The sequence below is a fragment of the Psychrobacillus sp. L4 genome, assembly GCF_042944905.1.
Taxonomy (GTDB): domain Bacteria; phylum Bacillota; class Bacilli; order Bacillales_A; family Planococcaceae; genus Psychrobacillus.
In genome coordinates this window covers 3,283,672-3,304,958 of sequence record NZ_CP168496.1, presented here as the reverse complement: position 1 = coordinate 3,304,958, position 21,287 = coordinate 3,283,672, and the positions used below count along the sequence as shown (strand labels likewise).

Here is a 21,287-nt window from a genome sequence, read left to right as displayed (position 1 = left end):
TATTAGTAAGTTTGTTTGTCAATAAAGAATGTGTTAATGTTGAGATATCAATCAAATGGGGTTGTGAAAATGAAACATAAGGAAGAGTTAATTCAGTCAACTATTCAACAAAAAGGGCTTAGCCGTTGTGATAGTTTTCATGGAACGATTGAATTTATTGGGAAGAGATGGATGGGAATCATCATCTATCATTTATTAGATGGACCAAAAAGGTATCATGAGTTACTAGCGGAAATTCAAGGTATTTCAGATCGATTATTAACGGAGCGACTTCGTGAATTGGAAGCTCACGGTCTAGTTGTAAAGAAAGTTTCTGAGCCTACTTCTAGAAAAGTGGAATACGAATTAACAAAGATAGGTAACGATTTAGAGGAAGTCATTAGCGCCATTTTTAAATGGGTAAAGGATAATGGCTGCAATGCATACGACGGCAAAAAATAGAAAAAGAATTACTTGGAGGAGATATACATGGAAGAAAATAAAGAAAGATTAGAAGTTGGTAACATCTTTACGGTACTAGGTGAAAACGATCAAGAGCAAGAGATGAAAGTAGTAGGCTTTTTGAAGGTGGAAGAAATGGACTATGCAGCAGTCATATTTGTTGAGGATACTCAAGAAGAAACAATGGAAGATATAAGTATTTTCTTTTTACGAGTGGAGGACGGCAACGCATTATCCATGATTGAGAGTGAAGAGGAATTCGAAAAGGTATCCGCAGCTTATAACAAGCTTGATGATAAGAAACCTACAAAAAAAAGAGGCAAGAACCGAAATAAAAAATAACGCATTAAAAGAGCATTAGACCTCGAGTAAAAGGTTTAATGCTCTTTTCGTTCAAAAGAAAAAGCACCACCTCATAAGAGATGATGCTTTTTTGGAAGAACCCTTCGTTCCTTAAGGGTTCTCGTGGGTTTGGCACCCAATGGTCCCGACTGGTCTCGAACCAGCGACCTCCACCTTGTCGAATTTGTAACCCTTGAATAACCTAGTTAAATTGAATTCGATTAAATTAAATAAGTCTGGTTTAATGAGGTTTACGAGACAGTGAAAATCATTTCAGTAAAATAATATCTGTACAAAAAATTAATTATGCGGACAAATTGCGGACAAAAGAGTAAACAGGTGGTCTGTATTACCTTTTTGTTGAAAACAGTATGCAACAGATATGTAAAGTTCAAAGCCTTCTTTATAACGAGGTAATTTTCAATTTTATTATTGTGACAGAAATTTACCTAACAAGAATTACTCTGAGAGTTTACGATACGAGAATGAAAAAGGGAACAGAGTCTCTTTTAAGAATCGTTCCCTGAGCTTCAGTGGATTTCCTTCATTTAATAAATACTTGATAAATTATCAATAACCAATCCTGTTGCACTTTGAAACCCCTCATCAAAGTTACCTTTAATTTGTGTTTGAATGATTATTTCATTAATAATAGCATTACCAAAATTATTAATTAGGTATCTAACGGTTAAATACGATTGTAGATATATATCGTACTCCGGATTGATTCGATAGCTATTCCATTGTGCATATGTCGATAGTTGTTTTATAGGTACAATTTTAGTATCTATATTTGAGTAATCTATACCGTCACTACCAATATACTCCGCAATACCTTCGGAAAACCATAGTGGAATATCTCCATCAGTGAGTTCCAATTCAGTTAATTTCTGTGTTAATACATAATGAGTATATTCGTGTATAACATTTTTATTATATAACCAAACAGTTGGGCCTATATTATTAAGGATACCTTCTCGATTTTCAGGTAATATTCCCAGCATGTTCATACTAATAGAATTAAATCCTATAGCATATTCTAAATTAGAAAAACTCTCTATTTGATCATTGTTTTTAAATAGAACTACGTCGTAGGGTTTATTATAAGAACCAATTAATTTTTCATTTAATATAATACCTCGTTCGAGTGCAGTTTTGGTTGCTGGTAATAACTCTTTATCTGATTCTAAATAATATATAGTTAAATGCTTATACTCCATTTTATTATATTCTTTTAATAATTCTTCTTTTTTATCTTTTTCTACCCTTTCTAAAGACGTTAAGGCAGACATCAGCTGAGGTATGTTTTCTTTATACTTGCTTACCGCTATTTTAATAAGTAATAGAAAGACAATTAGGAATACTAATATGTAGAATGTTTTTTTTGACAAGGTTTATCCACTCTTTCCAATTACTATTATTTGTTCAGTAATGTAATTTCTTTTTTTTATAAAACGATTGTACTAGTTCATTTTCAATTCTATTTTCCCAAGTGATTTTATTACATTTGGTTGTAAAACATACCAATAATTTTGATCCTCAATTTCTTTGATATTAGTGTTATTTAAAAATCTGTAATACATTTCTTTAGAGTTCTCTAAATCATTATTTTTTTCATAAAGTTGGCCAGTGAGGTAAGAATAGAAATAAGCCTGTTGGTAATTATTATTTTCAATAATGCTACTAAGAGCAACTAATTTTGAGGTGTCATTACTTTCTAAATATGATCCCAGTATATTAATTATACTATTTTGTTGTTTAGAAAGCTTACTTTGATATTTTGTTAATAGATTTTCTAACTGCTTTTTATCATTATTTAATGTATAGGATATTATCAATGCATCTAAAGATTGAGGTAACGAGTCCTTATTATCAATTATTTTTTCGAAATACTTAATACTTTCGTTTAAGTCATTTCTTTTTAATTCACTTTGAGCTAAAAATTCATAGTATATATTAAAATCAATATCACTTGTATTCTCACTATTTAAGATCATATTTTTAATTAATTCTGATTTAAACGTATCATAACTTATAAAGTCAATTAACTCTGTTTCTGCTGTTACTTTATTTTCAATCTCAGTATTTCGTTGAATCAATTCTATTAATTCGTTTAAATAGCTTATATTGTCTTCATTTTCATTTATATTTAGAGCTAAGTTTGCGTAATTTAATGCTAAGTGAAACTCTTTTTTAATAAGGTAAATTAATGCCATACTTTCATATAAGCCAGCAGATTCCATATTTTTTTTAATCATACTATTTCCCTTAATTTCAGCTTCATGTAGGTTTCCCTGGAGAATATATATATTTAGTAATCTGAAATTAGCTTCTGTGTTAGTAGGATTTTTACTGAGTGCCATATTGTATACTTCTTCTGCATCTTCGTACAAAAACAAATTTTCATATAAATTTGCTAGAGATAAAAGATGATTAACATCATAATTATTTTTATTCATATATTCTTTCATTCTGTTAATAGTATCTGCTTGTTCTGCAAAGAAAGTTTTTTCTTTTTCAGTCGCGAATACATTGTTCTCGTTTAATATATATATAAAAGATAGTAATACTAATATAATTAAACAATTCCTTCTTAAATTTGCATTTTTTTTCATTGTTATACCCTTATAAAAATTTAATTTAAACTCAACTAAATTTTTCCTTTACTTTATTTTCTTTAGAGAAACTAAATAATAAAAATAAAATAATAAATATAAAATTGATTACACTGGTTTTAATTATATATTTAATATCTAAATCAACCGTATAAAAAAGTTGAGCTATGTAAAAGCCTTTTAAAGGAGTGTATTCCCTTATTACATTGGGTAATGGGATGTTAGGTAAGAGAATAATTGTAACAATCATAAGAATAGTGGTAAAGAACCATTTTTTTGTGATAAATGTTAAGAACATAGCAATACTTCCAATGCCAACAATAAATAACAGAGAGAGAAATAAAACTATAAACCAATTTATTATAAACTCATTGAATTCGATGTTTAAACCATTAACGTATATATTATCTATATCCGTAGTAAATAAAAGGATAAAAAGATAAATAAGATTCAGCACTAAATAAATTGAACTTATAATAATGGTAGTTGCAAGAAATTTACTTAATATAACATAATTAAAATTTGACGTTGAATTTTTTAATACATGAATTGTTTTATAATTATATTCGTGTCCAATAATCCAAGAATATAAATAAATAGATATTAAAGGATAAATTAATTTAAGGTTGGAAGCATATATATTATAACTATAAAATATAATGGGCTCTCCTATATCTTCCAAATAAAGAAATAAAGCTGGTAATAGAAAAGTTGCAAAATAAAGTATGAAAACAATTAAAAAGTTTTTTGATTCTAGTATTTTCTTAGATTCTTCTCTAATATATAAATTAGACATAGATTTAACCTTTCTTAACTACAAATTTTTCTAAATCTTGATTGCTGTCTTTGATTCTAATATCATCGCTAATTGCCCCGTTAGTTAAAATTATTACTCGATCACATATTCTCTCTATTTCAGTTAATATATGGCTAGTAATAATAATAGCTTTTCCTTTTCGCTTCAAATAATATAATAGTTCTCTCAATTGCGGGATACTGTTATAATCTAATGAATTTGTTGGTTCATCTAAAATTATAAGAGATTTGTTTCCAATAACAGCTGTTAATATACCTACTTTTTGCTTCATACCTAATGAATACTTTTTGATTTTTTTATTTAATATTTCTGTAGTTTCTAGTAAAGTTGTAATTTCATTATATTCTTCATAATCAGTCCACTTATTTATTTTCATTATATATTCTAAGTGGTTTTTTCCTGTTTTATATGGGTACAAACTTGGATCTTCTATTAAAAAACCCAAATTTTTATCATAGTATTTTATATCACCACTCTGGGGTTTAATTATACCTGCAAGAATCTTAAGAAGTGTGCTTTTACCAGCTCCGTTTTCACCAACTATTCCTAAAATTTCTCCCTCATTTACTGTTAAACTAATAGAATCAAGTATTTTATTTTTTTTTACAGAATAGGATACATTATTTGCTGATAAAACTGTCATTATTGCGTCTCCTTTCTATGGGGTATGATTTTATTTTTAAAATAACACAAAACTTCTATTGAGAATATACTATAAAATTATAGAAGTTTTGTGTTTTTATATATTATTTATTTTGTAAATAATACCATGTATCTTTGCCAACAATACCATCAGAAGTTAGACCTTTTGAAGCTTGGAAATTTTTTACGGATGACTTTGTATTTGGTCCCCATATACCATCAACTGTAGTATTATATCCTCTTGCATTTAGACCTTTTTGTAAGGTAATTACTCTTACTGAATTATTTGTTTTTCCGTCGCCAACATGGTTTGCAGTTAGAGTAGCGTTAAATTTATCTTGATACATATTTATATCATAAATACTACCTGTAAGGTTTGTATTTGCAGCTTGTTGGCTTTTTGAATTATAAACATAATCTTTAACCTCTGAGTATATATCGGAAACTATTTCACTGATAACAGCTCCTGCGATAGCTGCTAGAGTCCAAGCAGCCCAAACTGGTAGAATCATCGGTTGAATTTCATTCTCTTCTGTAGTTGTTATTTCTTTCTCTAGTGGCGTCGATGGTTGATTAATATTATTGTCTTCTGTATTTATAGTAGTTTCTTCAGCACTTGCTAAACTTGGTTGTAAAAAAGGTACACTAGTACTACTAAAAGTTAAACTCATTACCAATAATAAACTAATAATTTTCTTCATAAGCTAATTCCTCCAATTTATCAATCTTGTTTTGAAAAAAAGTAAAATCGTATTTTTAAAAATTCAGTTAATTACTGGTTAACCACCAACTCCTATTAACCATAACTCTAAGATAGAAATTATAACATCACTCACTATATACACCTCCCTTATTAGTAATTTTAGTGTATAATTAACTACATATTTCAAAATATTCTTAAATGAATATTTTTATAGAGGTGAATGTATTTTGTTTAAGCAAACAGGTGAAACATTGGGCATTATCCGTCGGAACAAGGGTTATTCACAAAAATACGTTTCAAGTGAGGTAATTACTCAAGGGGCTTTTTCAAAGTTTGAAAAATTAAATTCAGATATAGGACTAGCAGCATTCGAAAAAATTTTAATGAAATTAGAATTATCTTATGATGAATTCAAATATATTCAAAATGGCTATGAATATAGCTATCGCGAACAAATGATAAATAGATTTTTCGGATTAACTTATAATGACAAAGAGGTATTGCAAAATTTATTAGAGGAAGCTACCATTTACTTGAATCATAAAGAAGATATTCTCATAGAAGATTTGACCAGATTATGTAAATCACTTATTTTATTAAGAGAAACCAATAATATTGAAGATGCACGTGTTCCAATTCTAGAAGTTTGGAATCGCTTAGCAAAAAGAAATCTATTATACATATCTGATCTTTATTTTATTAATACTATATTATTTCTTTTTCCTCTTGAAACCGCACTAGAAATTAAAAAATTTGCTTTTAGAAGTATTAATAAGTATAAAGAATTCGATAAAGTAGAGCGTCTTAAAATTAATATTTCTATTAATATCATGCTTCTCTTGATGAAAGAACATAGGTTTGAAGAAGCTCTTGTTGAAAATGATGAAGCTATTATTCTTTGTAAAAAATATTCAGATTATTTGCGATTAGCTATTTGTTACATACGAAAAGGGATTTGTATAAGCCATCTAACAGCAGATGGAGATGAGTGGATTTTAAAAGGTAAGAGTATATTAACGGCTATTGAGGAATTTAATATTCTAAATATTCTCGAGGACGAAATCGAGCGTTTCAAAGCCGCTTAATTCAGAAAAAAATTGTGCCGACAAACCAAAGAAATAGAGGATTATTTATTTAATAAATTGATAAAAAAAGCCTACAAACATTGACATATCAATATTTGTAGGATGGTACGACGGTAGCTTGGCTCAGTATCCTTGAGCGAGCCACATCATGCGGATACTATCTTTTGCAAGGTCTTGAATTTTGCGACCAGAGAATGAGGATTGCGTGTCACAACATAAGATGATTTTAAGCATCATGCGTGGATGATAGGCTGGGCAGCCAGCGTGTCGGAAGGAAACATTAAACGCTTCGTGTGGAATACTTTCGACTAAATGGTAGATAGAAAACGCAATATCAACTTCTTGTAGTTTAACTGCTAAATCTAAAGGTAAAATTAATTGATTCATGTTATATTCTTTAAACCTTAGGACACTTCTTTCTGTATAAGTTTTTGTAGTGGTACTTAAATTTTATTAGAAGAAATCCTTTTTTCTAAATACAAAGTCCCGGAAATTTTACTGTTCGTAAAATTTCCGGGACTTTTCATTTTTCAAGGAGGGTTTTGTCCCAGCCACTTTTAAATAAATTATTAAAATACCTTGAAGCATTTATCATTTTAATAAATAATTTGAAACAGAACTGTTTATTATTAAAATAGTAAACCTTATAATAAATTTATTAGGAATTGCAATATGTAAATAACATGCAACTTCAACGCTATTTATACTATCGTTTTGTTGTAAGTTTCAGTCTATTTACCAATGAAAAATAATTAAAATAACAAAATTATTATTAAGACCTAGAGCTGTGCTTATTAATTTAAATTAAAATTTTTAGTGTTTGTAATTCCTGGTAATTGATTTTCAGCTTGGTGGTTTAGTTCATGGTATTTATTTAACCAAGTCGGAAAAATAAAAATACCAACAACTAGACAGAAATATAGTATTCTTCTTTTCATTTTAAATATCCTCCCAATAAGTATGATTTAGGTGTTTGTTTTTAAAATCTATTGCCTTTTTGTAGAAAATAGAAGCTTTTTTGTACATATTTCTATTAATGAGAACATCTCCCAGTTTAATGCAATACTTATATGCGTGTCTATAGTCATTTTTAAATTCAAAGAAACTTATTATCGACGACATTAAATCAACATTTTCTTTTTGGTTTTCATCCGAGTGTATTTCTTTATAAAATAAAAAATGATATTTATATTTAACTGAGTATGAATCATTTTCCGTCATATCCAAACCGAGATTAATCCATTTTATTATCTCTTTTTTATTATTTATTTTTGAATAAACTTGAATTAATGAAAAAATTGTTATTAAATGTTCTTTAGTTTTTAATTCTAAACTCTTTAAATAGTATTCAATTGCTTTGGTAAAATCACCTAAAGAAGAATAAAGCGAGCCTAAATTGTGAAAAATTAAAGGTTTGTATTCTTTTAGATCAATCTTCTCAATTATAAGGATTGATTTTAGATAAATATTTATAGCTTCATCATATTTATTACTCATCTTATATGAAATTGCTTGCACCGTATAACATTCAATAGCTCTCCTAAATTGCAAATTCTCTATGAAATATTTAAGAGACTTCTCGCTAAATTTAAGAGCATTTATGTACTGGTTATCGCTTAAATTTGCTAGAGAATACATATAATAAAAGTCCGCCATCTCCCAACTCATTTCTGGCTTATCATAACCAATACTCAAAGCTTCCTCGAATTTAATTAAAGCTTCCTTGTAATTATTTAAATGAAAAAAATGAATCCCTTCAAACTTTCTTAAAAGATATAATTCATTAGAAGTTAAAAGATGATAATCACTTTGAATAGGTTTTAAATATAAATCTAAAAGTTGTAGATTATCCTTATCAGACAATATTAAACGAATCATTGTTAGATTATATGTATGAATAACCTCTTCATTGAAAAATAAAAATCGATTGTCATAATAATACTTGATTTTTTCTTTTGCAAATTCTATATCTCGATTTATAGTCACTTCTCTGTAAACTTCCAAAAGTTCAAATTTTATATTATTATCTTCGATGTCGGGGGGAGTTAAATTTAAAGAATCAATAGTTATTGAAAGTTTTTCCAATAATAAATCTAGTATTTCTTTACTAGGCGAGATTTCATTGTTTTCAATTTTACTTAAATATGATGCAGAACATATGTCTTGTGCTAAATATATTTGTTTCATTTGTTGTTTAATTCTTTCTTCCTTTATAAAATGACCAATCCTCACTAATACCACCCAATTTTCCTAAATATCTTTAAAAATAAGAAAAACTATAACTCATTTATTAAATAAAACCATCATTTTGTTTGATAATTTCCCAACATGTATATATATATCTATCTATTAATATTAACTATACTTAAATAGTTCGGGAAAATATACAGTCTTATCTATTTTTTTAAATTCGGCAGCTAAATTAAATAAGAAAAGTGAGAGTATTAATTAAAGAACTTAATAAAAAGGAATATAAGCATTTGTCTTTATACTATTTAGAGTCAGATATAGCTTTATTACCTGAAACGATAAATATACTCGAACGTAGAAGGAAAAACATTAATTTATATCATAATAATTGAGACGTTTGTGTCACGAGTAACTTAAATACGATATTTATGTATTTTCTTACTTGTGCAAATAGATGGGAGGAATATTTTGTATTTTTCTGAACTTCACAAAAATATTAAGATTAGAATAGTAACATCTTTTTTTACGAGGACGCTTGGATCAATGATTTTTCCATTTATGGCTATATATTTCACAGATAGACTTGGAGCTTCTATTACAGGAGGACTATTGGTTCTAAATGTAATTTTAGGGATAATATCAGGTTTTTATGGAGGTTATTTAGCAGATAAGGTTGGTCGCAAGAAAGTGATGGCAGTTGGGCTATTTGTTAATGTTCTAGCCTATCCAATAATGGCTCTGGCTAACTCGCCATGGTTCGATTCAGTATGGCTGACATTTATTTTGTTTACAATCAACGGTGTTTCTAGTAGTTTATCAGGTCCAGCAACAGAGGCAATGTTAATAGATAGTAGTACAAGGGAAAATCGGACTTATATGTATAGTCTTTCATATTGGTCTTTAAATATTTCTGCTATGATTGGCTCATTATTAGGAGGATTTTTTTTCAAAGAGCACCTATTTGAACTGCTCATAGGACTTGAAATTGCTTGTATTATAACTTTATTTCTAGTCTTGTTTATCATGACAGACGAGTATATTCCAAAGAAAGTTGTTAAAAAAGTAAATATTATTCGAGACGTTATTAACAGTTATAAAGTTGTTATTGTTGATAAAACGTTCGTAATCTTTACATTTGCAATTGTTTTTTTATGGTCATTAGAAGAGCATGGGGTAAATTATATTGCAGTAAGGATTGCGGAGGAATTCAAACCAATAGATCTTAATTTCTTAAATCTTCCCTCGCTTCATTTAGATGGTATTAAGGTAGTTGGGTTTATTTCGATGGAAAATACTTTTTTAGTTGTGACTTTTACGATGTTTGCTGTTGCTTGGATTCGAAAGGTAGATCCAAAAACCATGTTATACATTGGTATCTTGTGTTATACGCTGGGTTACATTTTTTTAGGATTTACAAATTCAATTGTTATTATTATTATTGCTGGTTTTGTAAATACTATTGGAGAGATAATCTATACTCCTGTTCTATCAAGCATTAAAGCAGAATTAATGAATGAAAATGCGCGAGCAGCTTACAGTGCATTCAGCTCTTTTAGTTATCACCTTACAAGATTAATAGGTGCTTTAGGTATTACACTATATAGCTGGATTGGAAGCTATGGAATGTCAGTTGTGATTACATTAAGCGGAATTGTTTCATTTTTTCTTTTTAGAGCTAGCTTTAAACTTAAGAAGACACAACAAAAAATGCTGTAGTTAAAATTTATAGATTCATTCTACTGAAATTTAGAAAGATAACCTTTTTTAGGGGTTATTCATATTACAAAATTATGATTTCTTTTATGTTTAAGGTCACAAAAAAATAGTGATAAATAAGTTCTCTTCCACTAATCTTGGAGAAATAAATATTGTTTATAAGTTTTTTTATCGCTAAATAAGTTACTAGAATCATAAATAGATTCTCCTCGAAACATAAAAAATATATATTTTTTAAAAAGGATACATACTAATTTAAAAAAAGAGGTTCTTTATGAAGGTTTATTCTGTTGAAGTTACTGAAATTAGTGATGCGATGTCAAATAAACTCAGTTTATTTATCGAGTCGGAAAAAAAAAGTAGAATTGAGAAACTTGTTAACAAAAAGGACAAAATTAGAGTCTTAATTGGAGAAATTTTAATAAGAACTTTAATTATTAAACATTTAGGCATAAAGAATGATGAAATATTGTTTAAGAGAAATCGATTTGGAAAACCCTTTTTGACCGGGTTTTCTGGATTTCATTTTAATATTTCTCATTCAGGAGAATTTGTAGTCTGTGCAATTGATGAAAACCCTATTGGAATTGATATTGAACAAGTGAAAAACATAAATTACGAACATATAGCAATGAATTTTTTTTCAAAAAGTGAGAATAATTATATTTTTAAAAGTGGCCTAGATAACCAATTAAAAAGATTTTATGAATTATGGACTTTGAAAGAAAGCTATATAAAGTGTTGTGGACAAGGTTTAGCGATTCCACTAAAATCTTTTTCAATAGAAATAAACAATCATAAAAATATTTATATATCCTCTGGAAATGAATCTATGCCAAAGTCAAATGGCTTTAAAATGTTAAACTTTGAACCGGGATATAAGGTTGCTTTGTGTTCTCTAAATTCAGAATTTTCACCAAAGAATATTATTACTTTGAATCAATTAACATTAATTGAGGAATTTTTAAAAAACACAATAATCTAAAAATTATGAATAATTATGCGGTTATTAAGCTTTCTAATAACGAAAAATTAGGTGAGGCTTATAAAACAATATTGTGATTTTCCTATATTGAGAAAATGTTTGATTCGAAATTCTACATACAGATATATAATTGCCTATTTTATTCTGAGGAGTGAGAGAAATGAAAAAGGTTTCCAAATTGGAAAATAATAAGTTCGAAAGAAAAATGGAACTATTATCTGCAAAAGAAAAAGAGCAACTCCTTTATGATTTTAATAATACTAATGTAAAGTATCCAGAAGATATGACGATTCAGAAAATGTTTGAAGAACAAGTAGAAAAAGAACCTAATAAGATGGCAGTCAAGTTTGAGGACAGACATTTAACTTATCAAGAGCTAAATGATAGAGCGAATTCTTTGGCAAGAGTCTTAATAGCAAAAGGTGTTAAAGCGAATTCAATTGTAGGGATAATGGTAGAAAGATCACTGCAAATGGTAGTAGGAATAATGGGGATTTTAAAAGCAGGAGTAGCTTATTTGCCAATAGATCCTAATTACCCTGAGGATCGAATTAACTATTTGTTAAGTGATTCCCAATGTGATTTTTTAATTACTCAAACTGATTTCATGGATAAACTTTCTTTTAATGGTTTATTAGTTGACCTGTATTGCTCAGAGAACTTTGAGCAAAGCACTGAAAACATAAACCCAATTTATAATCCAGAGGATCTAGCATATATTATCTATACTTCAGGAACAACAGGAAACCCTAAAGGTGTAATGGTTCAGAATAATAATCTAGTAAATGCTACATATTTTTGGAGAAGACACTATAGATTAAACGATTTTGATGTTAATTTATTGCAATTAGCCGGGGTATCGTTTGATGTTTTCGCAGGTGATTTATCTAGAAGTTTATTAAGTGGAGGAACTATGCATATTGTTTCGTATGAAACTAAGCTAGATATGCAAAAGTTGTTCGAAATAATAATGAGTGAAAAGATCACCATTTTTGAATCAACACCAAATCATATTTTAGCCTTTACAAGGTATTTGAAGCAAAAAAAGTTGAAACTTGAAAATCTTCGACTTTTAATTTTAGGATCAGATAGCTGTTCCATAAGTGATTACAAAACTTTGGTCGAGGAGTATGGCAACCAAATAAGAATTTTAAATAGTTATGGGGTCACCGAGGCCACTATAGATTCAAGTTATTATGAATCATCTTATGAGAATATACCGGATATATCAAATACTCCAATAGGCAAGCCCTTGGATAATACTAAATTTTATATTTTAGATAAAAATCAAAAGATGCAGCCGATGGAAGTATGTGGAGAACTATATATTGCTGGTAAAGGAATTGCTCGAGGGTATCTAAACCGGCCAGAGTTAACAAAAGAGAAATTTGTTGCTAACCCATTCGAACCAGGAACAAAGATGTATAAAACAGGAGACTTGGCAAGATGGCTGCCGGATGGGAATGTTGAGTTTTTAGGAAGAATCGATAATCAAGTTAAAATTAGAGGTTTTAGAATTGAATTAGGGGAAGTGGAAGATGGATTACTACAACACAGAGCAGTTAGCGAAGCAATTGTAGTATCCAGAGACAATAAAGAAAACGGGAAATACTTATGTGCATATATAGTTTGTGAGGACGAAGTTAACAATTTGGAATTAAAGAATTTTATAAAAAAAGGATTACCAGATTACATGGTACCAGCATATATCGTCCAACTGGAAAATATGCCATTGACACCGAATGGAAAAATAGATAGAAAGGCACTTCCAGAGCCAAATATAGAGAACCTGATCTTAGATGAATATGAGTCACCGAGAAATGAAGTTGAGGAAAAGTTGGTAGAGATATGGAGTGAAACTTTAGGTGTCAAAAAGATAGGTATAAACGATAACTTCTTTGATTTAGGTGGGCATTCCTTAAATGCATTAACATTAATATCACATATCCATAAAAAATTAAAAAGAGAAGTACAAATAAAGGAACTTTTTGAGCTACCTACAATAAAGTCTCTAAGTAATTTTATAGAGAATATAAGAGAAAACGAGTATTCAAATATAGAGAAAGTAGGTGAAAGAGAGACTTACGAAGCTTCATCTGCTCAAAAAAGAATGTTTATTCTACAACAATATTTTATAGGGAGCACAGCATATAATATTCCTGTTTTTTTTGAGTTAACGGGCGACGTAAATAAAGAAAAAATAGAACGAACTTTTAAAGCTCTAGTTGCACGTCATGAAATTTTAAGAACTTATTTCGCTAACATTGAAGGCCGAATAGTACAAATAATAGATCAATTCTATGATTTTAAATTGAACGAGAGCATAAGTGATAAGGAAATTGAAAATATAATAAATAATTTTATAAGACCCTTTGAGCTAGATAAAGCCTCGCTATTTAGAGTTGAGCTTATAAGAAACAAAGATAAATTTTACTTGTTAATAGATATGCATCACATAATAATTGATGGTCTTTCAGTAACTATTTTAATGAATGAGTTTAAGACTTTGTATGAAGGAGGTACATTAAAACCTTTAAAATTACAATATAAGGACTTTTCTGCGTGGCAAAATAATTTATTGAAAAACAAGGAAGTAGGGTCCCAAGAAGAATATTGGCTAAATTTATTTAATGATGAGATACCTGTACTAAATTTACCGTATGATTATGAAAGACCTTTATTAAATACTCAAGATGGAGCTATTGTGGATTTCTTGATCGATGAGAATATATCAGCAGCTTTAAAGAAACTTGCAAAAGAAACAGGAAGTACGATTCATATGGTACTAATGTCTGCTTTTAATATATTGCTATCAAAATATAGTGGACAAGAGGATATAATAATTGGAATCCCTACAGCTGGAAGAATAAATGTAGATTTACATAATATTTTAGGAATGTTTGTAAATACATTAGCATTAAGAAACAAACCTAAAGCTGAAATGAAGATTTTAGACTTCTTATTTGAAGTTAAAGAAAACTCTTTAAAAGCATATGAAAACCAAAGTTATCAATTTGAAGTATTAGTAGAAAAGCTAAATGTTGACAGAGATACAAATAGAAATCCTTTGTTTGACGTAATGTTTAATATTATTGATAAAGAGTCCACTATTGAACTAGAAAATCTGACATTAAAAGAATTCCATTTTGAAAATAAAACTTCAAAATTTGATCTGACTTTAAATGTACTAGAAGAGGATAGTATATATAAATTTTTTATAGAATATAGTCCAAACCTATTTAAAAAAGAGACTATTGAAATGATGGGTAACCATTTTATTAGGATACTATATGAAATAATTAATAAGTCCCAATTAAAAATATCCGAAATAGATCTATTATCGATAGAGGAAAAATATCAACTATTACTGTAAACAGTCACTTTATTTCCTCAAAAAAGCATGAACTTTTTTCAAATTCCTTCAGTTTAACATCTATACTCTTCTGAGATAATGTGGTAAATTTTTTTCATATTATTAAGGGAGGGTTTTTTTGTGATTATTTCTTACGATTTTGGAGTTAATTTGAACGAGTATGCTTCAAGAGGGACGGCGAATTTTTTTCCATTATTAGAGACTTGCCCTAACTGTAACTGTTTGGCTCATGGAAACCTTCACCGGAATGGTTATTATTGGAGGTATGGGATTGCGGAGGATGTCACAGTCAAGATTCCTATTTGTCGTTTTAGATGCGTGGTTTGTAAGGTGAGTGTTTCGATTCTTCCAGACTTTCTGATTCCTTATTTCCAACATACGATTCATACCATACTAGGGCGTGTTCATCAGCTGCTTCAAAGAAAGCAAGCCTGCGGTGGAAGGCAATTATTAAGATTTCATCTAAAGCGCTACTTGAAAAACATTCATTGGATACATTGTTACTTTGTCGACAAAGGTCCTGTTTTTGGTATGTCAAATGAGATAAAAAAAGAAGCCACAAAATATATGAAAATGATCCTCGATTTTGGCGAATCACCCTTCTTGCGAAGGTCATGGGGTCACTTATCAAAATACTTTATGGCAAATTAATTCTAGCATATTTAGTGTGTTTAATAAATATTATTCGTCCCACATACCTTTTTCATAGTCAGGATTTGTCGTAAAAAGTAGAATTTAAATTATGGATGACCGGTCGTCCTTCTATCAAAAGGAGGAAGATTCCATGAATGAAAAAGTACGCAATGAGGTAGCTTTATTTCGATATGGGCTGATAGCCCCTCTATTTAATGGGCAAGTTGAAATGAAGGTATATTTTAATGAATTAGAGGGGAAGATTCACTCAGTTCCTTATTATGGGGAACGAAAAATAGCAGCTAAAACAATACAAGAATGGCTACTTCATTACCGTCGAAACGGATTTGAAGCATTAAAACCGAAGAAACGAGCGGACAGAGGGAATTCTCGAAGACTATCTCCAGATGATCAAGATCATCTTCTGGAAATACGAAAAAAATCCCTCCATATGCCCGTTAGTGTTTTCTACGAACAATTAATCGAGCGTGGAGAGATAAACAAAGCACAAATTTCTTACTCCACTATAAACCGATTATTGAAAAAGCACAATCTAATTGGAAAAAGTATTTTGGCGACGCCTGAGAGAAAGCGATTTGCGCATGACAAAGTCAATGTGCTATGGCAAGGGGATCTATCCCATGGGCCCTATCTATCAAGCAATAAAAAAAGTGTAAAGACTTTTTTAGTCGCTTATATTGACGATTGTTCACGATTAATCCCTTATGCGCAGTTTTTCACATCCGAAAAATTTGATGGATTAAGAATTGTAACAAAAGAAGCTTTAACTCGCAGGGGAAAACCGACCATTATTTATGCGGATAATGGCAAGATCTATCGATCTGAAACACTACAGTATGCATGTGCCCAATTGGGTATTACTTTAGCGCACACACAGCCTTATGACCCTCAAAGTAAAGGGAAAATAGAACGGTTTTTTAAAACGGTTCAAACTCGATTTTATCCGTTATTAAAAACAGATCCTGTTCATTCAGTTGAAGAGTTAAACGAACGATTTTGGCACTGGTTAGAAAAGGATTATCATCGCAAAGTGCATGCGTCCTTAGATGGAAAAACGCCACATGAGGTTTTTCAGGCGCAACTGAATCAATTGACATTCTTAGAGGATACATCCCTTCTTGAAACTATTTTCTTAAAGCGCGAACAACGTAAGGTAAAAGCGGATAGTACCATTACATTAAACAAACAGCTTTACGAGGTACCGAATCGTTTTATCGGGACCTCCATCGATGTGAGGTTAGATGAAAATGGTGTGTACGTATTTGAAGATGGTAAGAAAGTAGCGGAAGCAACGCTTGTTAATATGACTGATAATGCCCATGTCAAACGGGTACGTTCTCCTTTTTCATTGTCTCAGGCGACGAAGGAAAAGGAGGAGCAAGAAAATGTATAAAACATTTTACTCGTTGGCTCAAGCACCATTCTCAAAAGAGATCGCATCTTCCGATGCATTTCTTTCTACTGATTATCAAGGTGCAATTAGTGCATTACATTATTTGCAAAAATCAAAGGGGATGGGTCTTCTTATTGGCGATCCTGGTGTAGGGAAAACCTTTACCCTGCGATCGTTTAAAGAATCGCTTAATCCATCTTTATATCATGTCATCTACTTTCCGCTCTCGACAGGCGGTGTGATGGATTTTTATCGTGGTCTGGTCTATGGATTAGGAGAGGAACCGAAGTTCCGTAAAGTAGATCTTTTTAGACAAATTCAACAAGGTATTGAGCGAATGGCTTTTGAACGAAAAATAACGCCTGTTTTCATTTTAGATGAAATGCATATGGCAAAAGATGCATTCTTGCAAGATATAGCTTTATTGTTTAATTTTCAAATGGATTCAACAAATCCTTATATTTTAGTATTATCAGGTTTACCGCATTTAAAAACACGATTAATGTTAAATCATCATCGACCACTATCACAAAGAATGATTATGAAGTATGAGATCCAGCCATTGACTAAAGTGGAAGTTTCCAATTATATCAATCATCATTTGAAGTTAGCCGGAGCAAAAATGCCGATTTTCACTGAATCAGCTATAGAAGCAATCACCTTGCGGTCGCAAGGTTGGCCTAGAGTCATTAATACATTAACGGTGAATAGTTTATTATTTGGCTCGCAATTAAAGAAAGAACAGATTGATGAGGAAATCGTCCGGTTAGCCGTAGAAGATAGTGGTTTAGCATGAAGCGAGGCATCTTAGTTTATGATCAGCGAGAGCAAGAGTGGCGGGTGTGGATTGGTCAGACGCGTTACTGGGTACAACAAGGCTATACGTTTGAGTTGCGGATTCAGCAACGATATTTTAACGCATATTTAGAGAAAGATATAGATTGGTTCGTCACGTTGGATTATGAGGTTATTTTCATTCTTCACCTAAATGAGGTGTACAAGATTCGGATCAATACAATAGAATATATACCACTAGACACCCCGTTTTAGGGGTTTTCTTTTGTTTATGGATAGATGGATTAATGTGAATAAAGTTGGGCACATTCTGAAATTAAGTGAAAAAAATAGCACATTATTTCAGATTTCCCACTGGATTAATGTGAAAAGAAGTGCCTGGAATAATGTGCTCGGTTACACTATTACATGAGTTCAATGATACAGAAACAAAGTATCCAAAAGAAAAAACGATAAAGATATTGTTTGAAGAACAGGTGGAAAAAACACCTAACTTAACAGCTGTAGTATTTGATAATAAACATTTAACTTATAAGGAGTTGAATGGTAAAGCAAATTCTTTGGCAAGAGAGTTAAAGGAAAAAGGTATCGTTACTGATACAATTGTTGGAATTATGTTAGATAGATCAATAGAAATGGTAATAGGAATACTAGCGATTTTGAAAGCTGGAGGAGCTTATTTACCTATAGATCCCATTTATCCAAAAGAAAGAATACAATACATTTTGAAGGATAGTGGTAGTAAATTTTTGTTAAGCATAACTGACTTAATAGACAACATAGAGTTTGAAGGGGAAATCCTGGATTTATTTAATAAACAATTATACATGGGGCAGTCTAATAACTTAGAACTAAAGTCCAATCCCAATGACTTAGCTTATATTATTTATACTTCTGGTACCACTGGTAATCCTAAGGGGGTAATGATAGAACAGAGATCATTAGTTAACTATATCGTATATGGGATTAATAAGTATTATGCTAATGAAAAATTACATATGCCATTTTATACCTCTACTTCTTTTGATTTAACAGTTACCTCAATATTTTCCCCACTAATAAGTGGAAATACTATGGTTATACATAGAAACCTTGATTCAGTGAAACTAATTAATGAAGTATTTGAGGTTAATAATAATTCAATAGTTAAGTTAACTCCTGCTCATTTGAGTTTGCTAAAAGAAATGAATTATGTAAACAACTCAATTAAGAAAATTATTGTAGGCGGAGAGGACTTTACAGTAGAATTAGCCAAAAATATTAGCAATTTATTTAATAATAGATTAGAAATAGTAAATGAATATGGTCCGACAGAAGCAACGGTTGGATGCATTGTTCATATTTATGACATCGAAAGAGATTATAAAAATTTAGTATTAATAGGAAAGCCTATTTCAAATACCCAAGCGTATATAGTCGATAAGAACCTTAAGCTAATGCCAATAGGAATACCTGGGGAGTTATGCATAAGTGGTGATGGGTTAGCGAGAGGATATCTAAACAGACCAGAACTAACAAAAGAAAAATTTGTAGATAACCCATTTAAGGTAGGTCAAAAAATGTATAAAACAGGTGACTTGGCAAAATGGCTACCTGATGGAAACATTGAATGTTTGGGACGTATAGATAACCAGGTTAAAATCAGAGGGTTTAGAATAGAGCTGGGAGAGATCGAGAATGTTCTATTACAACATGAAGAGCTGAAAGAGGTAGCCGTTGTTGTAAATGAAAATAAGGAACAGGAGAAATTTATTTGTGCTTATTTAGTAAGTAAGGTAGAGGTTGATATTCTAAATTTAAGAGTTTTTTTAAAAGATAGATTGCCAGAATATATGATCCCTTCATACTTTACTCAATTAGAAAAATTACCTTTGACACAAAATGGAAAACTAGACAGAAGAGCTCTTCCAGAACCAAAGAGGAATACAACGAATAAATATGAAGCTCCGAGAAACGGAGTGGAAAAGAAACTATCAGAGATGTGGACTGAAATACTGGATACCGAAAAAATAAGTATAAATGATAATTTCTTTCATTTGGGTGGACATTCACTTAAGGCCACCGTGTTGATGGCTAAAGTTCATAAAGAGTTAGATGTAGAAATCCCGTTAAAGGTACTATTTGATAATCCTACGATTAGTGGTTTAAGTGAATTTATAAAAAATGCCCAAAAGAATCAGTATGTGACGATAGAAAAAGCAGAAGAACGAGCATTCTACAAAGCATCTTCTTCTCAAAAAAGAATGTATACTCTACAACAGATGGACAAACAAAGTACAGCGTATAATATGCCTATAATAATAGAAATACATGGGAAAGTCGAATTTGAAAGGATAGAGGATACATTTCAAAAAATAGTAGAGAGGCAAGAAATATTAAGAACGTCTTTCAAAGCAAATGGTTATGAGATTGTTCAGAAGGTAGACTCCTATAGTAAATTTAAACTCACCATTGGTACAACGCTTGATGGATTTGTAAGACCATTTAAATTAGATGAAGCACCTTTATTTAGAGCTGAACTAGTTGAGGAGAATAAAAAAACTTATCTATTAATAGATATGCATCATATCATATCCGATGGAGTATCAATGAGTATTTTAATGAAAGAATTTAAAGCTTTCTATGAAAGAGAAAAAATGGAGCCTCTGACGATTCAATATAAAGACTACTCAGAATGGCAAAATGAATTATTTAAAAAAAATAAGGTAAAAAAACAGGAAGAGTACTGGATGAAAGTATTTAACAACGAAATACCAGTATTAAATATCCCATACGATAATGAGAGGCCAACATTCAAAACTTATGAAGGTGCTAGCCTAAGTAAGACTATAAATAAAGAAATTACAGAAGGGTTAAGAATTATCTCGAGGGAGACTGGAAGCACGATGCACATGGTACTATTCTCGGCGTTTAGTATCTTGCTTTCCAAATATAGTGGACAAGAAGATCTTGTTATAGGGATTCCTGTGGCGGGCAGAACAAATGTGGATCTTCAAAAAATAATGGGGATGTTTGTAAATACATTAGCCATCAGAAGTAACCCATCTGGCGAAAAATCATACGATGAATTTTTAAAAGAAATAAAAAGTAGCTTGTTAACAGCGTATGAAAATCAAGATTATCAATTGGAAAAACTAATAGAAAACTTAAATATAAGAAGGGATGCGGGAAGAAACCCATTATTTGACGTGATGTTTAGTATGGATGATGCCTTTGAGGGCAAGGAACTAGAACTAGTGGGAACGACTTTTAGGTTACATGATTTTGAAAATAAAACATCGAAGTTTGATATTACATTAAATGTAGTAGAACAAGAAGAAACTTTAGAACTTAATTTTGAGTATTGTACCAATTTGTTTAATAGTGAAAGTATAGAGAAAATTCTAGTACATCTTGATAACCTGCTTAAACAAATAGGTGAAAATAGGAATAAAAAAATAAAAAACATTTGTCTAGCTACTCAAGAGGAAATAAATTCTATAAACAACTTAATTAAAGATTCTATTCATGAAATTGACTTCAGTTTCTAATTAAAA

General features: G+C 30.3%; 18 protein-coding genes and 1 pseudogene. 11 read left to right on the top strand and 8 right to left on the bottom strand.

The genetic code is table 11. From position 1 onward, the window contains the following. Positions 1 to 69: 69 nt before the first annotated feature. Positions 70 to 441 (top strand): winged helix-turn-helix transcriptional regulator, encoded by a 372-nt coding sequence (locus ACEPXG_RS15940; protein WP_391204515.1) that lies wholly within the window; start codon positions 70 to 72, stop codon positions 439 to 441. Positions 442 to 468: 27 nt separating this feature from the next. Next, positions 469 to 783 (top strand): DUF1292 domain-containing protein, encoded by a 315-nt coding sequence (locus ACEPXG_RS15935; RefSeq protein WP_391204512.1) that lies wholly within the window; start codon positions 469 to 471, stop codon positions 781 to 783. A 548-nt stretch (positions 784 to 1,331) separates the two neighbouring features. On the opposite strand, the gene ACEPXG_RS15930 is transcribed toward ACEPXG_RS15935, so the two are convergent. The 5 genes from ACEPXG_RS15930 to ACEPXG_RS15910 form a co-directional block, all read right to left on the bottom strand. Continuing rightward, complete coding sequence (locus ACEPXG_RS15930; RefSeq protein ID WP_391204509.1) at positions 1,332 to 2,174, bottom strand: peptidase MA family metallohydrolase; 843 nt, start codon at positions 2,172 to 2,174, stop codon at positions 1,332 to 1,334. Positions 2,175 to 2,246: 72 nt separating this feature from the next. Beyond that, entirely contained in the window at positions 2,247 to 3,398 is a 1,152-nt protein-coding gene (locus ACEPXG_RS15925) for a tetratricopeptide repeat protein (protein WP_391204506.1), read from the bottom strand. Between the two features lie 31 nt (positions 3,399 to 3,429). Then, positions 3,430 to 4,194, bottom strand: a complete 765-nt coding sequence (locus tag ACEPXG_RS15920) for a hypothetical protein (protein WP_391204503.1) — start codon at positions 4,192 to 4,194, stop codon at positions 3,430 to 3,432. A gap of 4 nt (positions 4,195 to 4,198) precedes the next feature. Then, complete coding sequence (locus ACEPXG_RS15915) at positions 4,199 to 4,858, bottom strand: ABC transporter ATP-binding protein (protein ID WP_391204500.1); 660 nt, start codon at positions 4,856 to 4,858, stop codon at positions 4,199 to 4,201. Between the two features lie 103 nt (positions 4,859 to 4,961). Further along, positions 4,962 to 5,558, bottom strand: coding sequence for a peptidoglycan-binding domain-containing protein (locus ACEPXG_RS15910; RefSeq protein ID WP_391204497.1), 597 nt, complete (start codon positions 5,556 to 5,558; stop codon positions 4,962 to 4,964). A gap of 229 nt (positions 5,559 to 5,787) precedes the next feature. On the opposite strand from ACEPXG_RS15910, the gene ACEPXG_RS15905 reads away from it, so the two are divergent. Continuing rightward, positions 5,788 to 6,645, top strand: coding sequence for an XRE family transcriptional regulator (locus ACEPXG_RS15905; protein WP_391204494.1), 858 nt, complete (start codon positions 5,788 to 5,790; stop codon positions 6,643 to 6,645). Positions 6,646 to 6,755: 110 nt separating this feature from the next. On the opposite strand, the pseudogene ACEPXG_RS15900 reads toward ACEPXG_RS15905, so the two are convergent. From ACEPXG_RS15900 to ACEPXG_RS15890, 3 genes and pseudogenes are all read right to left on the bottom strand, one after another. Next, positions 6,756 to 7,032: pseudogene (locus ACEPXG_RS15900) on the bottom strand (transposase); the annotation flags it as partial. A gap of 407 nt (positions 7,033 to 7,439) precedes the next feature. Continuing rightward, entirely contained in the window at positions 7,440 to 7,583 is a 144-nt protein-coding gene (locus tag ACEPXG_RS15895) for a hypothetical protein (RefSeq protein ID WP_391204491.1), read from the bottom strand. 1 nt (position 7,584) lies between these two features. Next, positions 7,585 to 8,877, bottom strand: coding sequence for a tetratricopeptide repeat protein (locus tag ACEPXG_RS15890; protein ID WP_391204488.1), 1,293 nt, complete (start codon positions 8,875 to 8,877; stop codon positions 7,585 to 7,587). A 501-nt stretch (positions 8,878 to 9,378) separates the two neighbouring features. Between ACEPXG_RS15890 and ACEPXG_RS15885 the strand changes: the two genes are divergently transcribed. From ACEPXG_RS15885 to ACEPXG_RS15850, 8 genes are all read left to right on the top strand, one after another. Continuing rightward, entirely contained in the window at positions 9,379 to 10,551 is a 1,173-nt protein-coding gene (locus ACEPXG_RS15885; protein ID WP_391204485.1) for an MDR family MFS transporter, read from the top strand. Positions 10,552 to 10,825: 274 nt separating this feature from the next. Next, positions 10,826 to 11,536: a 4'-phosphopantetheinyl transferase family protein gene (locus tag ACEPXG_RS15880; protein WP_391204482.1), complete on the top strand. Its 711-nt coding sequence runs from the start codon at positions 10,826 to 10,828 to the stop codon at positions 11,534 to 11,536. A 160-nt stretch (positions 11,537 to 11,696) separates the two neighbouring features. Beyond that, entirely contained in the window at positions 11,697 to 14,909 is a 3,213-nt protein-coding gene (locus tag ACEPXG_RS15875) for an amino acid adenylation domain-containing protein (protein ID WP_391204479.1), read from the top strand. A gap of 120 nt (positions 14,910 to 15,029) precedes the next feature. Further along, complete coding sequence (locus ACEPXG_RS15870; RefSeq protein WP_391203638.1) at positions 15,030 to 15,560, top strand: hypothetical protein; 531 nt, start codon at positions 15,030 to 15,032, stop codon at positions 15,558 to 15,560. Between the two features lie 133 nt (positions 15,561 to 15,693). After that, positions 15,694 to 16,956, top strand: coding sequence for a DDE-type integrase/transposase/recombinase (locus tag ACEPXG_RS15865; RefSeq protein WP_391203641.1), 1,263 nt, complete (start codon positions 15,694 to 15,696; stop codon positions 16,954 to 16,956). Next, complete coding sequence (locus tag ACEPXG_RS15860) at positions 16,949 to 17,752, top strand: ExeA family protein (RefSeq protein ID WP_391203644.1); 804 nt, start codon at positions 16,949 to 16,951, stop codon at positions 17,750 to 17,752. Before ACEPXG_RS15865 ends, ACEPXG_RS15860 begins: the two co-directional genes overlap by 8 nt. After that, positions 17,749 to 18,006, top strand: a complete 258-nt coding sequence (locus ACEPXG_RS15855) for a hypothetical protein (protein WP_391203647.1) — start codon at positions 17,749 to 17,751, stop codon at positions 18,004 to 18,006. The genes ACEPXG_RS15860 and ACEPXG_RS15855 overlap by 4 nt, the downstream gene beginning before the upstream one ends. Positions 18,007 to 18,125: 119 nt before the next feature. Then, positions 18,126 to 21,281: an amino acid adenylation domain-containing protein gene (locus ACEPXG_RS15850; protein ID WP_391204476.1), complete on the top strand. Its 3,156-nt coding sequence runs from the start codon at positions 18,126 to 18,128 to the stop codon at positions 21,279 to 21,281. Positions 21,282 to 21,287 lie beyond the last annotated feature (6 nt).